The organism is Paraburkholderia heleia NBRC 101817, assembly GCF_000739775.1.
Lineage (GTDB): Bacteria > Pseudomonadota > Gammaproteobacteria > Burkholderiales > Burkholderiaceae > Paraburkholderia > Paraburkholderia heleia.
The window spans coordinates 70,463-86,399 of sequence record NZ_BBJH01000023.1 but is presented as its reverse complement, the minus strand read 5'-3'; the positions used below and the strand labels follow the sequence as shown (position 1 = coordinate 86,399).

At 62.2% G+C, this 15,937-nt stretch carries 10 protein-coding genes; 5 read left to right on the top strand and 5 right to left on the bottom strand.

The features are described from left to right. The first annotated feature begins 140 nt into the window (after positions 1 to 140). Positions 141 to 5,444 (top strand): HAMP domain-containing protein, encoded by a 5,304-nt coding sequence (locus tag BHE01S_RS19670; RefSeq protein WP_245639788.1) that lies wholly within the window; start codon positions 141 to 143, stop codon positions 5,442 to 5,444. An 8-nt stretch (positions 5,445 to 5,452) separates the two neighbouring features. After that, complete coding sequence (locus BHE01S_RS19665; protein WP_042266873.1) at positions 5,453 to 7,615, top strand: ATP-binding response regulator; 2,163 nt, start codon at positions 5,453 to 5,455, stop codon at positions 7,613 to 7,615. 527 nt (positions 7,616 to 8,142) lie between these two features. Here BHE01S_RS19665 and BHE01S_RS19660 read toward each other — a convergent pair. The 3 genes from BHE01S_RS19660 to BHE01S_RS19650 form a co-directional block, all read right to left on the bottom strand. Next, positions 8,143 to 9,546 (bottom strand): sensor histidine kinase, encoded by a 1,404-nt coding sequence (locus BHE01S_RS19660; RefSeq protein WP_084069017.1) that lies wholly within the window; start codon positions 9,544 to 9,546, stop codon positions 8,143 to 8,145. Next, positions 9,543 to 10,205: a response regulator gene (locus BHE01S_RS19655; protein ID WP_042267006.1), complete on the bottom strand. Its 663-nt coding sequence runs from the start codon at positions 10,203 to 10,205 to the stop codon at positions 9,543 to 9,545. Before BHE01S_RS19655 ends, BHE01S_RS19660 begins: the two co-directional genes overlap by 4 nt. Before the next feature lie 238 nt (positions 10,206 to 10,443). Further along, the gene (locus tag BHE01S_RS19650; protein WP_042266872.1) at positions 10,444 to 10,767 is read right to left on the bottom strand and encodes a DUF4148 domain-containing protein; all 324 of its coding nucleotides are present in this window, start codon (positions 10,765 to 10,767) and stop codon (positions 10,444 to 10,446) included. Between the two features lie 290 nt (positions 10,768 to 11,057). On the opposite strand from BHE01S_RS19650, the gene BHE01S_RS19645 reads away from it, so the two are divergent. Further along, positions 11,058 to 11,717: a winged helix-turn-helix domain-containing protein gene (locus BHE01S_RS19645; RefSeq protein WP_042266871.1), complete on the top strand. Its 660-nt coding sequence runs from the start codon at positions 11,058 to 11,060 to the stop codon at positions 11,715 to 11,717. 106 nt (positions 11,718 to 11,823) lie between these two features. Here the strand turns inward: BHE01S_RS19645 and BHE01S_RS19640 are convergent, their stop codons facing one another. Both BHE01S_RS19640 and BHE01S_RS19635 read right to left on the bottom strand, forming a co-directional pair. Beyond that, on the bottom strand, positions 11,824 to 12,228 hold the full coding sequence (locus BHE01S_RS19640; protein ID WP_042266870.1) for an ArsR/SmtB family transcription factor: 405 nt from the start codon (positions 12,226 to 12,228) through the stop codon (positions 11,824 to 11,826). Continuing rightward, positions 12,228 to 12,869 (bottom strand): peroxiredoxin, encoded by a 642-nt coding sequence (locus BHE01S_RS19635; protein WP_042266867.1) that lies wholly within the window; start codon positions 12,867 to 12,869, stop codon positions 12,228 to 12,230. Before BHE01S_RS19635 ends, BHE01S_RS19640 begins: the two co-directional genes overlap by 1 nt. A gap of 335 nt (positions 12,870 to 13,204) precedes the next feature. On the opposite strand from BHE01S_RS19635, the gene BHE01S_RS19630 reads away from it, so the two are divergent. Then, the gene (locus tag BHE01S_RS19630) at positions 13,205 to 14,797 is read left to right on the top strand and encodes a cytochrome ubiquinol oxidase subunit I (RefSeq protein WP_042266865.1); all 1,593 of its coding nucleotides are present in this window, start codon (positions 13,205 to 13,207) and stop codon (positions 14,795 to 14,797) included. Next, positions 14,797 to 15,933: a cytochrome d ubiquinol oxidase subunit II gene (gene cydB, locus BHE01S_RS19625; RefSeq protein WP_042266864.1), complete on the top strand. Its 1,137-nt coding sequence runs from the start codon at positions 14,797 to 14,799 to the stop codon at positions 15,931 to 15,933. The genes BHE01S_RS19630 and cydB overlap by 1 nt, the downstream gene beginning before the upstream one ends. Positions 15,934 to 15,937: the final 4 nt, after the last annotated feature.

Sequence of the window (15,937 nt, the reverse complement as noted above, 5' to 3'; positions counted from 1 at the left end):
AGAACGACCTCGCGCGGATTGCGCGTATGCTGGGTGCTCTCCGGCGCGGCGATGCGTCGGCGCGATTGCCTGACGACTGGGAGGGCCCGTCAGGTGAGGCCGCGGGAGAATTCAACCGGCTTGCCGCGCAATGCGGCAGGATGTCCGTCCAGCTCCGGGATGCGACGATTACGACGGACAACATCGGGCAGCGTCTGTCTGTCGAAGGACTCGACGGCTTCTGGTTCGATCACGCCGCCACTATCAATACGGTCATCCAGCGCGGCGAATCTGCCGCGGCGTGCGCAAAGACGATCCTTCGCGCGGTCAGTGCGCTCAAGGATGGCGAAACAGTCGAACTGCCTCCCGAGTGGTCCGGTGTGCACGGCAGGCTCGCCCAGGTCTTCAACGAACTCGCTGACCAGAACGTATGCATGTTCGAAGAGCTCGCGCGTCTGAGCCGGGTCGTCGGCAAGGACGGGCGTCTCAATGAGCGTGCCGTATTGCCGTTTGCCCGAGGGTTCTGGCGCGGCTCGGTCGACGCCATCAATTCGCTGATCGGCGACCTGGTGCACCCCACGAGTGAAGTCGCCCGTGTGATCGGAGCAGTGGCGCAGGGCGACCTCTCCAAGAACATGGCACTCGAAGCCGATGGCCGCGCGTTGCAGGGGGAATTTCTGCGCACGGCGCGCACCATCAACACGATGGTCGACCAGCTTCGGTCGTTTGCCTCGGAAGTGACGCGTGTCGCCCGTGAAGTCGGCACCGAGGGGCGGCTCGGCGGACAAGCCGACGTCCAGGGCGTTGCGGGCACCTGGAAGGATCTCACCGACAACGTCAACTTCATGGCGGGCAATCTGACGAGTCAGGTCCGAAACATCGCGGAGGTCACAAAAGCCGTTGCGGCCGGCGACCTTTCAAAGAAGATCACGGTCGATGTGAAAGGCGAGATCCTCGAACTGAAGAACACCGTCAACACGATGGTGGACCAGCTCCGTTCCTTCGCCTCCGAGGTAACGCGCGTCGCCCGTGAAGTCGGCACCGAAGGCAAGCTCGGCGGCCAGGCGGACGTGCAGGGCGTGGCCGGTACGTGGAAGGACCTCACCGACTCCGTCAATTCGATGGGCAGCAATCTCACCGCGCAGGTGCGCAACATTGCTGACGTGACCACTGCCGTCGCCGCCGGGGACCTCTCCAGGAAGATCACGGTCGATGTGAAAGGCGAGATTCTGGAGTTGAAGAACACCATCAACACGATGGTGGATCAGCTCCGGTCCTTCGCCTCGGAGGTGACGCGCGTCGCCCGCGAAGTCGGCACCGAAGGCAAGCTCGGCGGCCAGGCGGACGTGCAGGGCGTGGCCGGTACGTGGAAGGACCTCACCGACTCCGTCAATTCGATGGGCAGCAATCTCACCGCGCAGGTGCGCAACATCGCGGAGGTGACCACGGCTGTCGCCGCTGGAGATCTTTCCAAGAAGATCACCGTCGACGTCAAGGGCGAAATCCTTGAGCTGAAAAACACGATCAACACCATGGTCGACCAGCTCGGATCCTTCGCTTCGGAAGTGACACGCGTGGCGCGCGAGGTGGGCACCGACGGCAAGCTCGGCAGTCAGGCGAATGTGCAGGGCGTGGCGGGCACGTGGAAGGACCTCACGGACTCCGTGAATTCCATGGGCAGCAACCTCACCGCGCAGGTGCGCAACATTGCCGACGTGACCACGGCGGTCGCTGCAGGTGATTTATCGAAGAAGATCACCGTCGACGTGAAAGGGGAAATTCTCGAGCTGAAAAACACGATCAATACGATGGTGGACCAGCTTCGTTCGTTTGCGTCCGAAGTCACGCGCGTCGCGCGCGAGGTCGGTACCGAAGGCAAGCTCGGCGGCCAGGCCGATGTGCAAGGCGTGGCCGGTACGTGGAAGGACCTGACCGACAACGTGAATTTCATGGCGGGCAACCTCACGAGCCAGGTGCGCAACATCGCGGACGTGACCAGAGCCGTGGCGGCCGGCGACCTTTCCAAGAAGATCACCGTGGACGTCAAGGGCGAAATCCTCGAACTGAAGAATACGATCAATACGATGGTCGACCAGTTGCGCTCGTTTGCGTCGGAGGTCACGCGTGTCGCGCGCGAGGTCGGCACGGAAGGCAAACTCGGAGGGCAGGCGGACGTGCAAGGCGCGGCCGGCACCTGGAAGGACCTGACCGATAACGTGAACTTCATGGCGGGCAACCTGACGAGCCAGGTACGCGGCATCGCCCGGGTCGTGACGGCTGTCGCCAATGGCGATCTCGACCGCAAGCTGACCGTCGAAGCCAAGGGCGAAATTGCTGCGCTCGCCGGCACGATCAACAGCATGACCGACACGCTCGCGACATTCGCCGACCAGGTGACGACGGTGGCGCGCGAGGTGGGCGTGGAGGGCAAGCTGGGCGGTCAGGCGAAGGTGCCGGGCGCCTCCGGCACCTGGAAAGGACTCACGGAGAACGTCAACCGGCTTGCCGCGAACCTGACCACCCAGGTGCGCGCGATTGCCGAAGTCGCGACTGCCGTGACCCAGGGCGATCTGACCCGCTCGATTACCGTGGAGGCCCGGGGCGAAGTTGCGGCACTCAAGGATACGATCAACGAGATGATCCGCAACCTGAAGGACACTACGCAGGTCAATACGGAGCAGGACTGGCTCAAGACCAACCTCGCGAAATTCAGCCGCATGCTGCAGGGCCAGAAAGACCTCGTGGCGGTTGGAGAGCTGATCCTCTCCGAACTCGCCCCCGTGGTCGGCGTGCATCGGGCCGAGTTCTACGTGCTCGATAGCGCTTGCACGCCGCCATCGCTGCGCCTGACGGCGAGCTATGCAGCGGGCGGCCGCGCGACCCACGGCAAGCTGGTCCGTCCCGGCGAGGGGCTGATTGGCCAGTGCGCAGTCGACAGGCGCAAGATCCTCCTCGAGCCGCCCGCAACGGAACCCTTCCAGATTACATCAGGCCTTCTGAGCGTGACGCCTCACAATGTGCTGGTGCTTCCGGTCGTCTTCGAGGCGAAGGTCAAGGGGGTGCTCGAGCTGGCGTCGGTCGAGCGCCTCAACCCCACGCATCAGGCTTTTCTCGATCAGCTTACGGAGAGTATCGGCATCGTGATCAACACGATTGAGGCCAATACCCGTACCGAAGACCTGCTAAGGCAGTCCCAGACGCTTGCACATGAGTTACAGAGCCGGCAGGAGGAGCTTCAGCAGACCAACCAGCAGTTGCAGGAAAAGGCGCACCTTCTCGCGCACCAGAATGAAGAGGTCGAACGCAAGAATGCCGAGGTCGAGCAGGCGCGGCAGGCACTTGAAGAAAAGGCGAGGCAGCTGGCCCTCACGTCCAAATACAAGTCCGAGTTTCTCGCCAACACGTCCCATGAACTGCGAACGCCACTCAACAGTTTGCTGATTCTCTCCGACAACCTGTGCAGGAACGCGGATGGCAACCTCTCGCAGAAGCAGGTCGATTTTGCGAAAACCATTCATTCCTCGGGCAACGATCTGCTGATGCTGATTAATGACATCCTCGATCTTGCGAAGATCGAGTCGGGTACCGTTGTCGTGGAGATCACCGAACATCGCATCGAAGACCTTTCCGTCTACGTCGAGCGCACGTTCCGTCACATCGCGGAAGCACGCAAGGTCGACTTCATGGTCCATACGGGCGCCCAGTTGCCTGCGTCCATCTATACCGATCCGAAACGCCTGCAGCAGATTCTCAAGAATCTGCTGTCGAACGCGTTCAAGTTCACGCACGAAGGGCGTGTCACCTTGTCGATCGAAGAGGCTCTCGATGGCTGGAGCCCGGATCATGAAGGCCTGAATCGCGCACACCAGGTCATCGCATTTTCGGTGTCCGATACCGGTGTCGGTATCTCGGCGGAGAAGCAGCAGATCATTTTCGAGGCGTTCCAGCAGGCTGACGGCAGCACGAGCCGGAAATATGGCGGTACGGGCCTCGGTCTCGCAATCAGCCGCGAACTCGCCAAACTGCTGGGCGGGGAGATCAGGCTGGTTAGTTCGCCGAACAAAGGAAGCACCTTCACACTATACGTCCCGTTCGGGAGCGATCCCGGCAAAGCCGTGCGCAGGGCCGCGATGCGCGACGACTCGCGCGGCTCGATGCCTGTCACGGAACCCCCGGCGTACGGGCCGGCCACAGCGGATCCCGCAGTGCGCGAGCTCGTAACGGCCGCGGTGGAAGAAGCTGCGAACCTCGTCGAATCCACGCAGGACGATCGAAACAGCATTGCCCATGGCGATCGCGTACTGCTGATCGTCGAGAACGATCGCGCATTCGCGGATTATTTGCTCGACGCCGCGCGTGAGAAAGGCTTCAAGGGTCTGGTTACGCCATTGGGTTCGGCTGCATTGACGCTCGCAGATCAGTTCAGGCCCGATGCGGTCACGCTGGATCTTTTCCTGCCCGACATGGAAGGCTGGCGCGTCCTGTCACGCCTGAAGCACGACCTCGCGACGCGTCACGTGCCGACCTGCGTGATTTCCACGGACGAGTCGCGTGAACGCGCATTTAACTCGGGAGCGTTCGGCTTTCTGCCCAAGCCGATCCAGTCGCGTGAGCAACTCGACGACGCGCTGAGCGCCCTGATGACCTATGTGGCGGTAGACGTTCGCCGTCTACTGGTCGCGTTGGCCCCGACGCCGCAGCGCGAGACGTTTCTCAGGTTGCTTGCGAGCGACCGGGTGACAGTCGAATCGTGCGAAACGGGCGCAGAAGTGTTGAGCCGTCTGCCTGCGTGCCACCTAGACGGACTGGTCGTCGATCTCGAAGGGTTGAGCGGCATGTCGCCAGAATGGCTCGATGAGGCGCTCATCAGGCGACCCTCTTTCGCACCGCTGCCCGTCGTCGTGATCGGGGATCGGGAAGCGCTGCGGGCGCAGCAGTGGCTGCGACCTTCCGAGCGCTACGTTGTCATGCCCGTCGCGGGTTCCGACCGCCTTCTGGATGCGACAGTCGCGGCATTACATGTCGGTTCAACTGGACTCGGCACGGAAGCCCAGGCGCAGATCAGCAGCTTGCGCGAATCGGAACTCGCACTGCACGGCAAAAAGGTGCTGATCGTAGACGACGACATGCGCAACATATTCGCGCTGGCAACCGTCGTCGAAGATTATGGAATGCGCCATGTGTGGGCGGACAACGGCCGTGATGCGATCCGGCTGGTCGCGACGGACCCCGCAATCGACGCAGTGCTGATGGATATCATGATGCCCGAGATGGACGGCCTCATGACGATACGCGAGATCCGCAAATTGCCGGCTGGCCGCTCGTTGCCTATCGTTGCCGTCACGGCCAAGGCGATGAAGGGCGACCGGGAACGCTGCATCGCAGCCGGTGCGTGGGACTACCTGTCGAAGCCAGTCGACCGCGGTAATCTGCTCGCGGTCCTGCACGCGTGGCTACACGCATAGGAACGACCATGGAAACGCATTCGCAGGAGGAAGGCGACCGGGTCAACATCCTCGTCGTCGACGACATTCCGGAGCAGCGCTTCGTACTTCGCAGCGTTCTCGAAGAACTCGGGGAGAACATCGTTGCGGTGTCGTCCGGGCGTGCCGCGCTTCGAGCCATACTCGAGCAGGAATTCGCCGCGATCCTGCTTGACGTCAACATGCCAGGCATGGACGGCTTCGAGACAGCGTCGATGATGCGCTCGTATCGAAGAACGGCCCGTACGCCGATCATTTTTATCACGGCGTACGTCGACGACAACGAGATGACGCGTGGTTATGCGCTCGGCGCCGTCGACTATATTTCATCGCCGGTGGTTCCCGAAATTCTGCGCGCGAAGGTGCGTGTTTTCGTAGACATGTACCGGATGCGAAACCAGCTGATCGCACATGCTGCCGAGCGCGAAGCCCTCGCGAAGGCCGAGGTGCAACGCGCCGCTGCCGAGCAGGCTCGATTCAGAGCGGATTTTCTCGCTCGCGCAAGCCAGGCGCTGACGCGTTCGCTGGAAGTCGACGATACGGTAGCCAGGATAGTCGAACTGCCGGTGCCTACGCTAGCCGATGCGGCTGTGCTCGTTTTTACCCCAGGGGAGGGGCAAGCACCGCAAACCATCGCATGCGTGGCGAATTCCGCATGGGGGGAGCCGCGTTGGGGCGCCGCCGCTACGCTGCAACATCGGGTGTTATCCTTGCCAGAACTCGACATGCTGGTCCGCGAGGCCTTGTCGACAGGGCAGCCGGCCCGCCTGCCGATCGACGGGCGCCCCATCCTCGCATGCACCCAGGAGGACGGCACGTGCTGCGAGGTGCCACTGGATCTGAGGGAGATGACGGCTTATCCATTGTTGACGGGGGCGGCGCAACCCTGCACCATCGTGCTGGGCATCCACAGGACGAGCGAACGCAATGACGACGCATCGGTCACGCACGAATTCGTCAGCCGTGCAGCGATAGCGCTGGAGAATGCCTTGCTCTTTTCGGCGATTCGGGACGGCGACCAGCGCAAGAACGAATTTCTGGCGATGCTTGCGCATGAACTGCGCAATCCGCTCGCGCCGATTGTCAACGCAGTGGCCGTCATGCGACGCGCGAGACCGACAGATTCCCAGGTGTTGCGCTGGGGCAGCGAGATTATCGGAACGCAGGCGGAGCATCTCGTGCGCATCGTGGACGACCTGCTCGATGTTTCGCGAATTGCTCGCGGCGTCGTCACACTGCGCACGGAGCCCGTGCTTCTTTCCAGCGTCATTGATCGCGCAGTCGAAACCAGCGGGCCGAACTATACCGCGCGATCCCAGACGCTGACCCGTGACGAGCCGGGCGTGGCCATTGTCATCGATGGGGACATCGTCCGCCTGTCGCAGGTCGTAGCGAACCTGCTCAACAACGCATCGAAATTTACGCCACCCGGCGGCAGCGTGCACATCTCGACGGCGCATGACGGCGCGATGGCTTCGATTGTCGTCTCCGACGAGGGCGACGGTATCGATCCGGTGTTCCTGCCTCACGTCTTTGACCTCTTTGCGCAGGGACAGACATCGCTGGACCGCGCGCAGGGCGGCCTGGGCATAGGACTGACGCTCGTGCGCCACCTGACCGAAATGCACCGGGGGTCCGTTCAGTGCCAGAGTGATGGGCGGGGGAAAGGCAGCAGATTCACGGTGCGCTTGCCAGCGCGGCTCGTCGTCGACGAGGCAATCGAAAGCCGGCCGAACGTCGTCCCAATTCGACGGGCCCAGGGCATGCGCGTACTGATCGTCGACGACATGGCCGCGACAGCCGAAAGCCTCGAAGCATTCCTGCGCATATATGGGCACCAGGTCGAGCGCGCGGCGGATGGCGCTGCGGCCCTCACGCAGGCCAAGGTTTTTTTGCCCGACGTGGTGCTGCTCGACATCGGCTTGCCTGGCATGAACGGCTTCGACGTGGCACATCGCCTGCGAACCGATGACGCGTTGCCGCAGAGTCTGATCATTGCAATAAGCGGCTACAGCCAGGAAGAACATCGGCTTCGTGCCGCCGATGCCGGCATCGATCACTACCTGGTGAAGCCGGCGGATCTGAACGCGCTGATCGGCATTATTGAAGAATACGGAAACGCGAGGGCTGCGGGCAACGGCGCGGCTGCTTGAGTCTTTGCCTCGCGCTGTCCCGACGGCGGCCTTCCATGCATCGGGTCTAAACGTATCGTGTTCGTGAAACCCATGTGAGGCTCATGCCGGCTTCCGCGGGGCCGGATTTGTCGTCGTCTGCATCATGCCGATCCGGCAACGGGCTGCGCGTCGGGCGCCGTCGGCCTGAGCGCGGAGATTAAAAAAAAGGAGGCCCCGCTCACAAGGTCGGGGCCTTCGAAAGGTGATGCTGGCGAATAGCCCGGAATCGACAGGACTGCCGCTCAGTGAATCACCTGCGTGAAGCGGGCATGGCTCGGTGCGGGTTGATCACATCGCGAGGCGCATGTTCTCACTTTACGCGAGAAATTCTTAAGGCTGCCTTATTGTTCCGAACGACGAGGGCACTTTATTTCATCGACTGAAAGGCCGCTCGTTTCGAAATCGGATCGCGGCTCGCGTACTCCGATCTTGCATTGTCGGTACGCGAAGGACGTACGGAAAGGCAGGGATGATTTCAGGCGCCCCGCCCATGAAAAAGACGTCGCTCAGGCGGCCCGCCGGGCCGTGGCAGCGGGCGCGCCCGCCTGGTCCGTTTTCGAAGTCTTCGGAGCGCCGCTCTCGGCGACTGGCCTGGGAAAGCGAAAGCGCACGGTCAGACCGTGGCCGTCCGGGCCGCTGTCGAGCGCGACGACAGCCTGATGTTGCCCGGCAATGTGCCTGACGATCGACAGCCCGAGACCACTGCCGGAGGCGCCGTGTCCGTTTCCGCGATAAAAGCGCTCCCACACCCGCTCGCGATCTTCCACGGGGATACCGGGTCCTGTATCGCATACCGAGAGCGTCGGCGAACCGTCCTCGCATTGCACAACGACATCGACACGCGCACCCGAGCCAGCATATCGGATGGCGTTGTCGACCAGATTGTTGAGCAGGATACGAAGACCGTCCTCGTTGCCGCGAACCTGCACGGGCGAAGCGGCGACGAGGCCGAGGTCAATTTCGTTTGCCTGCGCCAGACGTGCCCGCTCGCCAACAACCGAACGCGCCAATGAGGTGAGATCCATAACGGACATGGGCGGAGGCAACGAATCCGGGCCGAGGCGGGCGAGCGCCAGGAGTTGTTCGGCGAGATGCGCAAGACGTGCGGTGCCTGTGCGAATCTGTGCGATGATGAGCTCGCGTTCTTCTGCGTTGAGCGCCTTCGGCAACAGGTCCGCTTGCAGCCCGAGGCCCATGATTGGCGTTCGAAGTTCGTGTGCAGCGTCTGCAATGAAATCGCGCTGAGCCGCAAATGCGTCGTCGAGGCGCTGCAGCAGATCGTTGAGCGCATCAACCAGCGGTTTGACTTCGCCGGGCATCGCTGTGGTGTCGATGGTCTGCATATTGTTCGCGTCCCTTCGCTTGAGATTTGCAGCGATATTCCGCAGCGGCCTCAGGCCGTAGCCGATCCCGAACCACAGAAAGAGGGCAAGCACGGGGATTAGCGACAGCACTGGCCAGAACAGGTGCATCGCGATCTCGGCCACCGCTTCCCAACGCGCGCGCCTTGCCTGCGCGACGCGCACGAGCATGTCGCCGTCCTTCGTGACATAGGTGTGCCAGAGCTGCCCCCCGACGATGATGTCTGCGAAACCCGCCCCGGAAGGCGGCGGAAGAGGCGAGTCAATGTCCGTGCTGAATACGGACGTGCTGCCGCGCCAGACCTGGAGAAGCACGGCATGAGACTGTTCTCCGGAGAGACGGTCCTCGTTCGCGCCCTGCAAACCTCGCAGCGACAGGTGTCCGTCGGGCTCGACCACGACGTGCTGGGCGACGGCCTTTAGCTGATCGTTGAGCAGTTCGTCCAGTTCCGCCAGTGCCCCACGATAGGTGGCCGCGCTCGCAAGCAGTCCGGTGAGCAACGTGGCAGGGAGCAGCCACCAGAGCAGGCGCCGGCGTAGCGAATTCAATCGATCTCTCCCATCTGGTAGCCGACTCCACGGACGTTCCGGATCGCCTGTGTGCCAAGTTTGCGGCGCAGGTTGTGGATATGGACCTGGATTGTGTTGCTGCCGATCTCCTCGTTCCAGCCGTACATGCGCTCTTCGAGCTGCTCGCGCGACACGACGATATCGGGATCCTGCATCAGCTCCTGCAGCAGCGCGAACTCGCGCGTCGTCATCGGTATCTCCACTTCCCGCAGCCAGACCCGATGCTGCGCCGGGTCGAGCCGAAGCGGACCGACGTGCAGACTGGTTCGTGTATGCCCGGCCTGGCGCCGGCGTACCACGCGCATGCGCGCGAGCAGTTCATCGAGCGCGAACGGCTTGACGATGTAGTCGTCGGCACCGCCGTCGAGGCCCGCGACACGGTCCGGTACGGCGTCCCGGGCGGTGATGATGATCACCGGCGTGTCGTCTTTGCGCTGACGCAGTCGCGCGAGCAGGGCGAGCCCGTCCTGTTTCGGCAGCCCAAGATCGAGCAGGACGAGCCCATACGGGGTGGTCCGCAAGGCAAGCGCCGCGGCGTCGCCGTCCTGGGCCCAGTCAACTGCGAAGCCCTCGCGTTGCAGTCCCCGCTGCAGCCCGTTGCCAATCAGTGTGTCGTCCTCTACGAGAAGTATCCGCATCGAATCGCTCATCCTTGCCGGTGCCGGTGATGCCCGTACAGCGAATCCCACGTCGCCTTCGAGATGCGATGACCCGCCTGCGGTGTAGCCGCGGACGTGCCGCCGCAAGCTGTCGCGGCGTTACCGGCCGCAGGGTTGCGCGCGGTAACGCGAGCCTCCGGCGCCTGGATATCGGCAGGATACTGTGTTCTGCCCGGCTTGTAGCCTGCATGTTGGCGCTGCTCAGCGTGCGATGCGATTAATGGTGTTCGTACAGCGGCAATGTGCTGTGGCGCGAGGTGCGGCCGTCGCCTGACTGTGAAGCGCCGCCAGTGCTGCCGCCCATTCCGGACGTCGACAGGCCGCCTGCGGCTTTTTCGGCCGCAACGCGTGCTTCGGCTGCCTGAATGTCACCTGGATAGGTTGTCTCGTCGCGCCTCGCGGGGTGGTAGCCGGCTTTTTCGAGTTGCACCAGCTCGGCACGCACTTCTGCGCGGGTCGGATGGGGGCTCGTTTGCGCAAGGGAAAGGAGCGGCGCGACCAGCATCCCGATGCTGGCGATCCCGATGATCGTCGTCTTCATACAAGCCTCCGGACGGTAGAGGGATGGATAGACCTGCACCCTGATTCTGGAGAGGGAAACTTATGTACGAGTTAACGCGAACATTCGGCGGTCATCGATCATGATCAGGTTTGCTTATAAAGCCGGGAATCGCGCAAACGCGCGCGCCCATCACCCCCGATCGCGTGGACAGGAAGAGAGCGCCCCTGCGCCAAGCCAGAATCAAATAAAGCGTTCCTGCACCGGCCCGAACCTTAAGGTTGGGATAAGGCTGCACGCCCGACAATGTCGGCAGGAGACGGGAGAGTAGTGTGAAGTGGCTATTGGTTGGAGACGACGAATCGAGTGCGCTGCCCATCATTGAACTGATGCAACGCTCGGGACATGACCTCGACTGGGCGAGCAGCGCATATGAAGCGGAGCTCGGCTTGTTGCATCTCGTTCACGAACTCGTGCTCATCGATTTCGGAAGCATCAACCTGAATCCGTTGCGCTTGCTGCGAGGCTACCGCCGCCATGGAGGCACGGCGGTCGTCATCGCGGTATTGCCTCAGGATCAGTTTGATCGCCCCGAAATCGTGATTGAGGAGGGGGCCGACCACTATCTGATGCAGCCCTTTGAGGCGCAGGACCTTGGCTCGAGGGTGCGCGAGTTGATGTGTCGCTCACTGCACGAGCGTGGGGCGATGTCGATGGGGAAACTCGGCATCGACATTGCCGGGCATCGGGTGACGCGCGACGGTATGCCGGTGACACTGCGGCATAGCGAGTACCGGCTGCTGATCGCACTTGCCAATGAACCAACGAGGGTCTTCACGCGCTCGGAGCTCGCCTTTCACCTTTATGGACGCAGACGGCCCGTTGCGGTGCGTGCCGTCGATCTGGTCGTCAATGATTTGCGCGACAAGCTCGGTGCCCAGTCGATCATGACGGTCAGGGGCGTTGGCTATCGGATGCCCTGTTTCCTGTGACCGCCATGCCTCGTGTTCGAGAGAACCGGGACGTCTGCGAAATACGCTCGAGTCCCAATCAGGCGCGTGGAATGCGCGCCCAGTACGGTCACGGTACAGGGGCGGCTCATTTGCCCAATCGGGCAAATCGCGCGGCGTCGCCAACCTGGCGAGCTGCGGGGCGCCGTGGATCCGCTTCTCGCCCGGCATCGGTCGCCGCCGTCTTTATGCCGAACGCGACGAGCAGCATCTCCAGGAGAAGACGAGCACGTCCGTCCCCCAGCGAATACAGAATGGACCTTGACTCCCTGCGTGTCTGGACAAGTCCTGACTTGCGGAGCTCGGCCAGCTGCTGCGAAAGCGCAGGTTGCCGGATGTCCAGCTGTTCCTCCAGTTCGCCCACCGATCGCTCGCCCTGAGCGATCTGGCAGAGCAATTGAAGCCGGTTCGCGTTGCCGAGCACGCGCATGATTTCCGCTGCTTCGGCCGCCCGCTCCTTGAGTGCTTCGAACTCGCCGGATGAGACACTCATCACAATTTCCGCTCCCGAAAGTACCAGGTCGCGCCGTCCTGCTCGCCTTGCATGACGTCATAGAGCGAGGTCGGTGCCAGTTCCAGCAGCGGCATGCCCTCCTGCCAGCCTTCCGGCGTGGAAGCGCCACAGCTGTCCGCGGTCTGCAGGGCGCGCACGAGGCGCAGCTGTTCGTCCACCGAGCGCCCGACGTTCAGCGGGTACCAGGTAATGGCCCGGATCACCCCCTGCGGATCGATCACGTAACTGGCCCGGATGGCGGCCGCGTCGGGCGCCAGTGGGTCGAGCATACCGTAGGCCGTGGCGATCGCCATGGACGGATCCTCGATGATGGGAAACGTCACCTTGACGCCAAAATGCGTATGAATATCGCGCAGCCATGCGAGGTGTGAGTACAGGCTGTCGATGGACAGGCCCAGGAGCCGGCAACCGATTGAGTCGAAGCTGCCCTGCGCCTGAGCAAGGCGGACGAACTCGCTCGTGCATACCGGCGTGAAATCGGCGGGATGGGCAAACAGAAGGAGCCAGCTGCCGCGGTATTCCGCAAGCGAGCGTTCGCCGCAGGTGGTTCTGGCACGGAACTCGGGGGCTGGATCTCCGATCCGTAGCGCGCGGGGTGCTGCTGCTACAGGGTCGCTCATGGTGGCACCTGATTTATCACAAGCTTGCAATGGACACTTTCAAATTCAATTATTGCATATTCATGAAAGTACGTGATGTGTAACAGTCCTTGTTGGGCCTGGAATTCATTCGATACCGTCATGCGACATTGCGCCACGCCTATTACGTACTGAAAAAAATTACTCGATTACATAGAATTAGCAAGTGTTAAGGCTTGCAGCATTTTATAAGCTTCGCCCTTCAGGGGGTTTCGATCTCCTGTATCGAAGTGCCATCGCCCCGAGCTTTCGTTGCCTGTCGACGGGCGGTTCGGGGACCGGGGATTCGGCTCGTTCAGCTTTTAGCGGAGCATTACATGATCAACGATACCGTGGTTGAGCTGTCGCGGTTGCAGTTCGCCGCCACTGCGCTCTATCACTTTCTCTTTGTCCCACTCACGTTGGGACTCACCTTTCTTCTTGCGGTGATGGAGACCGTCTACGTCATTACCGGCAAGAAGATCTACCGGGAGATTACCCAATTCTGGAGCGGTCTGTTTCTGATCAATTTCGCCCTCGGGGTGGCGACCGGCCTGACCATGGAGTTCGAGTTCGGCACGAACTGGTCGTTTTACTCGGGCTTCGTGGGCGATATCTTCGGTGCGCCACTCGCCATCGAAGGGCTGATGGCCTTCTTCATGGAGTCCACGTTTATTGGCCTGATGGCGTTCGGCTGGGGGCGCTTGACGAAGGCGCAGCACCTGATCGTCACCTATCTCGTGGCACTCGGTTCGAACTTCTCGGCGCTCTGGATTCTCGTCGCGAACGGCTTTATGCAGAACCCCCAGGGGGCGGCGTTCAATCCGGTGACCATGCGCATGGAGCTAACGAGCCTCGGGGCGCTGATTTTCAGCGAGGACGCCCAGACGAAGTTCGTCCACACGAGTATTGCAGGCTACGTCACGGCCGCCATCTTCGTGACTGGCATTAGCGCGTACTACATGCTCCGCGGCCGGCATATGGAGATCGCGAAGCGTTCGTTCCGCATGGCGAGCCTGTTCGGCGTGCTCTCGGTGGCGGGCGTGATCACGCTTGGCGACGCGCTGGGTTTCGTTGGCGGCCACGCGCAGCCCTCGAAGCTGGCGGCCATGGAAGCGATGTGGCAGACGGAAAAGGCGCCGGCGCCGTTCAATGTGGCCACCTGGCCTGTGCAGGGCGAGCAGCGTAATGCCTGGAGCATCCGGATCCCCTATGTCCTGACACCGCTCCTCACGCACACGTTCGACACGATCGTCCCCGGCATCGACCGCATCGAGGCCGATGCCGCGCGGCGCATCCGCAACGGCATTCCCGCAGTCGAGGCGCTCAAGGTGCTGAGTTCGGACCCAGGCAACGCTGCGGCGCTTGCCCAGTTCAACGCCCACAAGGACGACCTTGGCTACGGCTTTCTCGTGAAACGCTATGCGAGCGGGCAGGATGTCGCGAACGCGACGGATGAGGACATCGCGCGTGCGTCGCGGGACGCCATCCCGAACGTCTTCACGATTTTCTGGGTATTCCGCGCGATGGTCGCCTGCGGCTTGCTCATGCTTGCGTACTTCGTGATATCGGTGATCTTCTCGCTGCGCGGCGACATCACGCGCCACCGCTGGTTCCTCAGGCTCGCCCCGTGGATGATTCCCGTCCCGTTCATCGCCTGCGAGATGGGCTGGATTACCGCCGAGGTGGGCCGCCAGCCGTGGACGGTGTTCGGCGTCCTCCCGACCTGGATGTCCGCGTCGACGCACAGCGTGGGCTACATGATCTTCTCGCTGGCAGGATTCGTCCTGATCTATACGGTTTTCGCGGCCGTCGAGATCTTTTTGATGACCCGGGCGATACGCAAGGGACCCGAAAGCCATCATGGGGACGGCGAGGCAGCCTTCCTCGAACCAGCCGCGCTGCCCGCCACAACTGTCAAGGAGCACTAATGGAACTCTATCTATTTTTCAAGGTGCTCTGGTGGCTGCTCCTCGGCGTGCTGCTGATGGGACTGGCGATCATGGTGGGCATGGACATGGGCGTTGGCGCGCTGCTGCGCTACGTGGGCCGGACCGACACTGAACGGCGTATCGCGCTCAATACGATAGCGCCGCACTGGGACGGCAACCAGGTCTGGTTCATTCTCGGGGGCGGTGCGATCTTCGCCGCCTTTCCGCTGATCTACGCCACTGCGTTTTCGGGACTCTACATCGTCATGCTGTTGTTGCTATGGACGATGATCGTGCGGCCCCTCGGGTTCGAATACCGCAGCAAGCTTCCAACGCCCGCATGGCGCAACGCGTGGGACTGGGCACTGGTGGTGAGCGGCGCCGTACCCATGATCGTGTACGGCGCCGGCATGGGCAACATGCTGCTGGGCGTGCCGTTTCACTTCGGCTGGGATTTGACATCGTTCTATACCGGCAGCTTCCTGAGTCTGCTCAATCCTTTCGCCGTGATGTGCGGGGTCCTGTCACTCTCACTGTCGATCTGGATGGGTGGCGCGATGCTCATGGGGCGTACCGAGCGCGGCGCACTTTGGGACAGGGCAAGGCGCGCGGCGACGGTGGGCGGCGTCATTGCAATCGTTCTCTTCACAATCGGTGGAATCTGGGCGAGCCATCTGGGCGGCTACCGTATCGAACATGCTCCCCTGCCGGGTGTTGCGCAGACCCCGCTGCAGCAGAGTGTGACGCGAGCCGAGGGCGCCTGGTTCGACAACTTCCACCTGCACCCCGCGCTGTGGATCGTGCCGGCCCTTGGCTACGCCGGCATGGCCCTCGGTTTGCTTGCCATTCGTGCGGGCCGGGCGTCGCTCGCCTGGTGGCTTGGCGCGCTGGCCTGGATCGGGGTGATCGGTACCGCTGGCGTGAGCCTCTTCCCGTTCCTCATGCCGTCGTCCAGTGACCCGTCGCAGAGCCTGACCGTCTGGAATGCAGTTTCGAGCCGCAACACGCTCATGTGGATGAGCGGCTGGACGGCAGTGTTCATGCCGGCGATCATCGCTTACACGAGTTGGGCGTTCTATGTCATGCGCGGAAAGGTCAAGGCCGAGCACGTCGAATCGAATCCACACGCATATTGAAGGA